Origin of the sequence: Streptomyces sudanensis, assembly GCF_023614315.1 — a bacterium.
GTDB classification, from domain to species: Bacteria; Actinomycetota; Actinomycetes; order Streptomycetales; family Streptomycetaceae; genus Streptomyces; species Streptomyces sudanensis.
Map to the genome: position 1 here is coordinate 2,192,574 of NZ_CP095474.1, position 7,024 is coordinate 2,199,597.

At 73.4% G+C, this 7,024-nt stretch carries 8 protein-coding genes and 1 tRNA gene; 4 read left to right on the plus strand and 5 right to left on the minus strand.

What is annotated here, in order from left to right; translation table 11 throughout:
* The first annotated feature begins 140 nt into the window (after nucleotides 1-140).
* The 3 genes from MW084_RS10130 (at nucleotide 141) to MW084_RS10140 (ending at nucleotide 1,569) form a co-directional block, all read left to right on the plus strand.
* Nucleotides 141-794, plus strand: a complete 654-nt coding sequence (locus MW084_RS10130) for an HNH endonuclease signature motif containing protein (protein WP_010474430.1) — start codon at nucleotides 141-143, stop codon at nucleotides 792-794.
* The gene (locus tag MW084_RS10135) at nucleotides 791-1,435 is read left to right on the plus strand and encodes an HNH endonuclease (protein WP_010474432.1); all 645 of its coding nucleotides are present in this window, start codon (nucleotides 791-793) and stop codon (nucleotides 1,433-1,435) included. Before MW084_RS10130 ends, MW084_RS10135 begins: the two co-directional genes overlap by 4 nt.
* 61 nt (nucleotides 1,436-1,496) lie before the next feature.
* Nucleotides 1,497-1,569: transfer RNA gene (locus tag MW084_RS10140), tRNA-Leu, on the plus strand.
* A gap of 50 nt (nucleotides 1,570-1,619) precedes the next feature.
* Here MW084_RS10140 and rdgB read toward each other — a convergent pair.
* The 4 genes from rdgB to MW084_RS10160 form a co-directional block, all read right to left on the minus strand.
* Entirely contained in the window at nucleotides 1,620-2,222 is a 603-nt protein-coding gene (gene rdgB / locus MW084_RS10145; RefSeq protein ID WP_010474434.1) for an RdgB/HAM1 family non-canonical purine NTP pyrophosphatase, read from the minus strand.
* 80 nt (nucleotides 2,223-2,302) lie between these two features.
* The gene (locus MW084_RS10150; RefSeq protein ID WP_010474436.1) at nucleotides 2,303-2,683 is read right to left on the minus strand and encodes a hypothetical protein; all 381 of its coding nucleotides are present in this window, start codon (nucleotides 2,681-2,683) and stop codon (nucleotides 2,303-2,305) included.
* A 90-nt stretch (nucleotides 2,684-2,773) separates the two neighbouring features.
* Nucleotides 2,774-3,505: a ribonuclease PH gene (gene rph, locus MW084_RS10155; protein WP_010474438.1), complete on the minus strand. Its 732-nt coding sequence runs from the start codon at nucleotides 3,503-3,505 to the stop codon at nucleotides 2,774-2,776.
* Nucleotides 3,506-3,993: 488 nt separating this feature from the next.
* Complete coding sequence (locus MW084_RS10160; RefSeq protein WP_010474440.1) at nucleotides 3,994-4,227, minus strand: PTS sugar transporter subunit IIB; 234 nt, start codon at nucleotides 4,225-4,227, stop codon at nucleotides 3,994-3,996.
* 278 nt (nucleotides 4,228-4,505) lie between these two features.
* Here MW084_RS10160 and MW084_RS10165 point away from each other — a divergent pair, with 278 nt between their 5' ends.
* A complete protein-coding gene (locus tag MW084_RS10165; RefSeq protein WP_010474442.1) occupies nucleotides 4,506-5,756 on the plus strand; it encodes a PTS transporter subunit EIIC in 1,251 nt (416 codons plus the stop codon).
* 273 nt (nucleotides 5,757-6,029) lie between these two features.
* Here the strand turns inward: MW084_RS10165 and MW084_RS10170 are convergent, their stop codons facing one another.
* Nucleotides 6,030-6,779 (minus strand): MBL fold metallo-hydrolase, encoded by a 750-nt coding sequence (locus tag MW084_RS10170; protein WP_010474444.1) that lies wholly within the window; start codon nucleotides 6,777-6,779, stop codon nucleotides 6,030-6,032.
* Between the last annotated feature and the right edge of the window lie 245 nt (nucleotides 6,780-7,024).

The window sequence follows — 7,024 nt, forward strand, 5'->3', positions numbered from 1 at the left end:
GNNCNTGCCCCACCCGAACGGCCCGCACCGCCCTCCCCGGCGGCACGGGCCGTTCCGCTTCCGGGGCGTGACCGCCCGGCGGATGCTTCGTTGCCCCGTACGAGGCCGCGAACAGACGACCGAGCGGGGAGGAGACGCACATGGGGGTCAGTCCGTACACGAAGGAGCGGCTGGAGGAGGCCGCTCGCCAGGCGCGATCGCTGTCGGAGGCCCTGGTGAGGCTGGAGGTCGATCCCCGAAGCCCCTCGCGGCGCTATCTGCGGGAGCGGATGAGGCGACTCGGGGTGGACACGTCGCACTTCGAACGGGAGGGCGCGAAGTGGACCAAGGAGATCCTCGAGACGGCCGTCGCCGCCTCCACGAACATGTGCGAGGTGCTGCGCCACCTCGGCCTCGGGGTCGTCGGCGGGCACCACACGCACATCAGCCGCCGCATCAGGGCGTACGGCATCGACACCTCGCACTTCCGGGGACCGTCCCGCCGTGGCGGGCCGTGGCGCCCCCGGACGCCGGAGGGGGTGCTCGTCCGGCAGCCCGCCGACCGGGCCAGGCGCGTCCCGGGTGACCGGCTCACCTGGGCGATGACGGCGCTGGGGGTGTCGCGGCGGTGCGCGCTGTGCGGTACGGGACCGGTCTGGCGAGGCAGCCCACTGCCTCTGGAGGTCGATCACATCGACGGCGACTGGCGGGACAACCGGATCGAGAACCTGCGCTTCCTCTGCCCCAACTGCCACACCACCACCGATGGTTACCGCGGCCGCGGCAAGCGGCGTACGCAGGGGGGCACCCGATGAGCGGCGACGTGCGGTACACGCGAGAGCGACTGGCGCAGGCCGCTGAGCAGTGCTCCGACCTGGACGAGGTCATCGCCTTCTTCGGCACGCAGCCGTACGGCAAGCTCCGCAGGTATCTGACCAGGCGCTTCGCCCGGTTCGGCATCGACGTCTCGCACTTCGCCTCCGGGACGGCACCATCCCGCCCGACACCCGGCGAACTGCGCGAGGCGGTCGCGGCCTCCGTCTCCGTGGCGGAGGCGCTGCGCCGACTGGGTCGGCCGGACAACGCCGCGCAGCGCGCGGGGTTCCGCAGGTGGACGGCCGCGGCGGGCGTCTCGACCGGCCACTTCCTCGGGCAGGCGCACGGGCGGGGCAAGCCGGGTGCGATTCCGGCCAGACGCCCCGAGGACATCCTGGTCAAGCATGCCGGCACGCGGCGGACCAGGAGCCATCTGCTGCGGCGCGCGCTGCGTGACATCGGTGTACCCGAGGAGTGCGCCGGGTGCGGGGTGGGGCCCGAGTGGCTGGGGAAGCCGATGACGCTGGAGGTCGACCACGTCAACGGCGACTGGAGCGACGACCGGCGCGGCAACCTGCGGCTGCTGTGCCCCAACTGCCATGCGATCACCGGTACCTGGTGCCGGGGGACCCGCCGTTGAGAACGTGGCCGATGTCGCCTCCCCGCCGTATGTCCGGGCCAGTAAAGTAGGGCGCGGCCGGGCGCCCGTACGCCAAGGGCTGAGCGGCGATCTTTAGGTGGTCGTGTTTGTCGGTTCGAATCCGACCGGGCGCACAGGGAAGGCCCCGCACCTCGCGTTCGAAGGTGCGGGGTTTTTTCGTCGCTCAGCCCAGCAGGTCCCGGACGGCGGGCACCAGGGCCCGGAAGGCCTTGCCGCGGTGGCTGATGGCGTTCTTCTCCTCCGCGCTCAGCTCGGCGCACGTGCGGCTCTCCCCTTCCGGCTGGAGGATCGGGTCGTAGCCGAAGCCGCCGCTCCCGGCGGGCGCGTGGCGCAGGGTGCCCTCCAGGCGGCCCTCCACGACGCGTTCGGTGCCGTCGGGCAGGGCGAGGGCGGCGGCGCAGCGGAAGTGGGCGGTGCGGTGGGGGTCGTCGATGTCGGAGAGCTGGGCGAGGAGCAGTTCGAGGTTGGCGCGGTCGTCGCCGTGGCGGCCGGCCCAGCGGGCGGAGAAGATGCCGGGGGCGCCGCCGAGGACGTCGACGCAGAGGCCGGAGTCGTCGGCGACGGCGGGGTGGCCGGTGGCGCGGGCGAGGGTGCGGGCCTTGAGCAGTGCGTTCTGGGCGAAGGTGACGCCGGTTTCCCGGACGTCGGGGACGTCGGGGTAGGCGTCGGCGCCGACGAGGTCGTGGGTGAGTCCGGCGTCGGCGAGGATGGCGCGGAGTTCGGTGATCTTCCCGGTGTTGCGGGTGGCGAGGATCAGGCGGGTCATGGCGCCCAGTATCGCGGCCGGCCGGTGGTGGGGTGCGCGGTGGGCTGCGGGGCGGCTGCGGGGTGGGCTGTGGGGGTGGGCTACGGGGTGCAGATCCTGCCGATTTCGGTCGCCGCGCCGGTGACGGGCTTGATGTCGGGGGTGACGTCGCCGTTCCTGACGGAGGTGCGGACCTGGTCGACGCCCTTGGACAGGTCGGCGACCGCCTTGGACAGGGCGGCGTCGCCGGTCTGGCCCTTGAGGGTGGCCAGTTCCCTGTCGATGGCGTCGAGGGCCTCCTCGATCCGCTTGGTGTCGCCCGCGCCGGAGACGGCCCGGCCGAGGCGTTCGACACCGGCGGCGATGGCCCTGGCGGTGCGGACGCAGTCGAGTGCCTTGTCGACGGTGCCGCAGCCGGTGAGCGTCAGGGCGGCGGCGAGCGCGGTGCCGGAGACGAGGGTGCTGGTGCGGTGACGGCGCATGGGCGGTGGCCTCCCTGGCTGGTTACGGGCGTACGGTACATTCCGTACGCCCGTATCGGGTGGCATGTCGCCCGGTGGCGGCGTGGCTGCTCAGAGGGTCGTTTCGAGGGCTTCGCGCTGGAGGGCGGCGAGGTCGGCGCAGCCGCCGGTGGCGAGGTCGAGGAGCGCGTTGAGCTCCTTGCGGTCGAAGGGCTCGGCCTCGGCGGTGCCCTGGACTTCGACGAAGCGTCCGTCGCCGGTGCAGACGACGTTCATGTCGGTCTCGGCACGCACGTCCTCCTCGTAGCACAGGTCGAGGAGCGGGGTGCCGTCGACGATGCCGACGGAGACGGCGGCGACGGTGCCGGTGAGCGGTTTGCGGCCGGCCTTGACGAGCTTCTGGCGCTGTGCCCAGGCGACGGCGTCGGCGAGGGCGACGTATGCGCCGGTGATGGCGGTGGTGCGGGTGCCGCCGTCGGCCTGGAGGACGTCGCAGTCGAGGACGACGGTGTTCTCGCCGAGTGCCTTGTAGTCGATGACGGCGCGCAGGGAGCGGCCGATGAGGCGGGAGATCTCGTGGGTGCGGCCCCCGATCCTGCCGCGTACGGATTCGCGGTCGCCGCGGGTGTTGGTGGAGCGGGGGAGCATGGAGTACTCGGCGGTGACCCAGCCTTCGCCGCTGCCCTTGCGCCAGCGGGGGACGCCCTCGGTGACGGAGGCGGTGCAGAAGACTCTGGTGTCGCCGCAGGAGATGAGGACGGAGCCCTCGGCGTGCTTGCTCCAGCCGCGCTGGATGGTGACCGGGCGGAGCTGTTCGGGCGTGCGGCCGTCGATACGGGTCATGGGGAGAGCCTAGGCCGTGCGGGGGCCGACCGGTCGCCGGCCGGTCGCCGCCGGGGGCGGGGCGGTCGCGCGGGCCGGNGNNCNGTCTCTTNNNNACATCGGAGGCGGGTGGTCTGCGGCGGGCCGTGGCGTGAACGGGGGCGGCGCCCCGTGGGAGCCGCGGGGCGAAGGCGGGCGCGGGCCGTACGGGGGCGGGGCGAAGGCGGGCGCGGGCCGTACGGGCGCGGGGCCAGGACAGGGGCGGGCAGTCCGTACGGGGGCAGGGTCAAGGCAGGAACGGGCAGCCCGTACGGGGGCGGGGCCAGGGTACGGCGGCGCGGTCGGGGAACCGCGCGTCACCGGCGGAGGCGGCCCCGGGGTGTCGCCGCCGGGGGCGGTCCCGCGGTGGGCGGAGGACATCGACCGGCGGGGAGCGGTCCACCGGGGAGCGGTCCGCCGGGGANNAGTTCCCGGGGGGCGCCTGCGGGGGTGCCGCCCGCGGGGGCGGGTCACATCATGTCCTCGATCTCGGCGGCGATGGGGTCCGCGTCGGTGCCGATGACGACCTGGACGGCGGTGCCCATCCGGACGACGCCGTGGGCTCCCGCGGCTTTCAGCGCGGCTTCGTCGACCAGGTCCGGGTCGCTCACCTCGGTGCGCAGGCGGGTGATGCAGCCCTCGATCTCCTCGATGTTGTCGATTCCGCCGAGCCCGGCGACGATCTTCTCAGCCTTGTTGGCCATGTGTCTCTCCCTGGTGGTCCCGGGGTGCGGCCCGACGCCCCGCACGTCCGTTTTCGTCACGTTAATCCACGATCGGCCCATTCTCGCGGGCAAGCCGCCGTCCCGTCCCCGATCATGGCGATCACCGGCGCTCCGCCCGGGGCCGGACTCCGGGCGGACCCGCCGCCCCTGGTCCCCGTCGGATTCGCCCCCGGGAGGAAGAGGATGAGCGGTGAGCGCGGGGGCCGGGCGGTCGTTCCGTTCTCCCCGGACGGCGCCCTGCCCGACGGAGGAAGTCGATGAGTACGGCCACCGCTGCGGCGCCGCCCGCGAGGAAGCGGGGTTCGGGCCTGTTCCGGGGGCTGCAGAGGATCGGTCGCAGTCTGCAACTGCCGATCGCCGTGCTCCCCGCGGCGGGCATCCTGCTGCGCCTGGGCCAGGACGACGTGTTCGGCGGGGACGGCCTGGGCTGGGACAGGGTGGCGAAGGTGTGCGCCACCGCCGGCGACGCCGTCTTCGCCAACCTGCCGCTGCTGTTCTGCGTCGGCATCGCCATCGGCTTCGCGAGGAAGGCCGACGGCTCGACCGCGCTCGCCGCGCTCGTCGGCTTCCTCGTCTACCAGAACGTCCTGACGGCCTTCCCCCTCACCGAGGCGGAGGTCCGGGCCGGCGCCGACACCGCCGCCACGTACAACGACCCCAAGGTCCTCGGCGGCATCGTCATGGGCCTGGCGGCGGCCGTCACCTGGCAGCGCTTCCACCGTACGAAGCTGCCCGACTGGCTCGGCTTCTTCAACGGCCGCCGCCTCGTGCCGATCCTGATGGCCTTCGTCGGTACCGTCGCCGGCGTCTTCTTCGGTCTGGTGTGGGAGCCCGTCGGGGAGGTCGTCACCGCCTTCGGCGAGTGGCTGACCGGTCTGGGGGCCCTCGGCGCGGGTCTCTTCGGCGCGATCAACCGCGCCCTGCTGCCGGTCGGCATGCACCAGTTCGTCAACACGGTCGCCTGGCAGGAGATCGGTTCCTTCACCGATCCCTCGGGGGCCGTCTGGCACGGCGACCTGCCGCGCTTCTTCCACGGCGATTCCACCGCCGGGCAGTTCATGGCGGGCTTCTTCCCGATCATGATGTTCGCCCTGCCAGCCGCGGCGCTGGCGATCACCCACTGCGCCCGCCCCGGGCGCCGCAAGGCCGTCGGCGGCCTGATGGCGTCGCTCGCGCTGACCTCGTTCGTCACCGGCATCACCGAGCCGATCGAGTTCGCGTTCCTGTTCGTCGCGCCGGCGCTGTACGCGGTCCACGCGCTGCTGACCGCCGTGTCGATGGGGCTGACCTGGTCGCTGGGCGTGCGCCACGGCTTCGGTTTCTCCGCGGGCGCCATCGACTACTTCCTGAACTGGGGGCTCGCCACCAGGCCGTGGACGATCGTCCCGATCGGGCTGGCGTTCGGCGCGGTGTACTACGCGGTGTTCCGCTTCGCGATCACCCGGTTCGACCTGCCGACGCCGGGTCGGGAACCCGAGGAGGAGGCCGGGGACACGGCCGGGGCGTGAGCCGCGCCGGCCGCACCGCCCCGGCGCCGGCGAGGCGGGGAGGGTTCCNTTANNNGATGATATTCTTCGGTTACTATCTCGGTGTTCGNNNGTTCCGGGCGAGGCGGGTTCCGGGCGGGGAGGGTTGCGGGCGGCCCGGGAGCGCGTTCCGCGCGTACGCCGCCGGAGCCGTCGTGCGCCCGCCGGGGCCGCCGCGGACGTCGCCGCCCGGGCGCGCCCGCCGTGCGGTGCCGCCGGCCGTACGCGCGCCGCCGGCCGTATACGCGCTGCCGGCTACAGCTCGTACACCGCGCCCGACCGGGCCAGCTCCGCGGGGCCGTCGTAGACCTCGCGCGCGTCGGCCAGGTTGCGCTCGCCGTCCGTCCACGGCGGGATGTGCGTCAGGACGAGCCGCCTCGCGCGGGCCCTGGCCGCGTGGACGCCCGCCTCCCGGCCGTTCAGGTGCAGCTCGGGGACGTCCTCCTTGCCGTGGGTGAAGGACGCCTCGCACAGGAACAGGTCCGTGTCGGCCGCCAGCTCGTCGAGCGCGTCGCACACGCCCGTGTCGCCGGAGTAGGCGAGGGACCTGCCGCCGTGTTCGATCCGGATGCCGAACGCCTCCACCGGGTGGCACACCCGCTCCGTCCGCACCCGGAACGGGCCGAGGTCGAACGAGCCGGGTTCGAGCGTGCGGAAGTCGAACACCTCGCTCATCGCCGTGGCGGACGGCATGTCGGCGTAGGCCGCGGCCAGCCGCTGCTCGGCGCCGTCGGGCGCGTACACCGGGAGGGCGTCGCACGTGCCGTCGTGCCGGTAGAACCGCGCCACGAAGTAGGCGCACATGTCGATGCAGTGGTCGGCGTGGAGGTGGGACAGGAAGACGGCGTCGAGGTCGTAGAGACCGCAGTGGCGCTGCAGCTCGCCCAGGGCGCCGTTGCCCATGTCGAGGAGCAGCCGGAAGCCGTCGGCCTCTACGAGGTAGCTCGAACAGGCCGATTCCGCGGACGGGAACGACCCGGAACAGCCGACGACGGTGAGCTTCATGGAGCGTGAACCTCCGTGGACGGGAGCGGGGAAGCGCTGGCGGGGAGGTCGTGCGGTCCGACGAGCGTACGGCTCGGGGCGGCGGGGTGCTCCTCCGCGGCGGCCCGTTGTGGGGGAACTCACCCGCCCTGTCACCGGTTCGGATGGACCCGCGGGGAGGGGGTCGCGGAGACGGGGCGACTGTGGTGGGGCGGTTGTGGCGGGGCGTCCGCGCGGGGACGGCTGTGACGGGGCCCGTGTGGTGG

Bases quoted from the DNA above. Each gene is read 5' to 3' on its own strand.
- MW084_RS10160 (WP_010474440.1), bottom strand. From the start codon at position 4,227: ATGGCCAACAAGGCTGAGAAGATCGTCGCCGGGCTCGGCGGAATCGAC.
- MW084_RS10150 (WP_010474436.1), bottom strand. From the start codon at position 2,683: ATGCGCCGTCACCGCACCAGCACCCTCGTCTCCGGCACCGCGCTCGCC.
- MW084_RS10130 (WP_010474430.1), top strand. From the start codon at position 141: ATGGGGGTCAGTCCGTACACGAAGGAGCGGCTGGAGGAGGCCGCTCGC.
- rdgB (WP_010474434.1), bottom strand. From the start codon at position 2,222: ATGACCCGCCTGATCCTCGCCACCCGCAACACCGGGAAGATCACCGAA.
- MW084_RS10135 (WP_010474432.1), top strand. From the start codon at position 791: ATGAGCGGCGACGTGCGGTACACGCGAGAGCGACTGGCGCAGGCCGCT.
- rph (WP_010474438.1), bottom strand. From the start codon at position 3,505: ATGACCCGTATCGACGGCCGCACGCCCGAACAGCTCCGCCCGGTCACC.
- MW084_RS10170 (WP_010474444.1), bottom strand. From the start codon at position 6,779: ATGAAGCTCACCGTCGTCGGCTGTTCCGGGTCGTTCCCGTCCGCGGAA.
- MW084_RS10165 (WP_010474442.1), top strand. From the start codon at position 4,506: ATGAGTACGGCCACCGCTGCGGCGCCGCCCGCGAGGAAGCGGGGTTCG.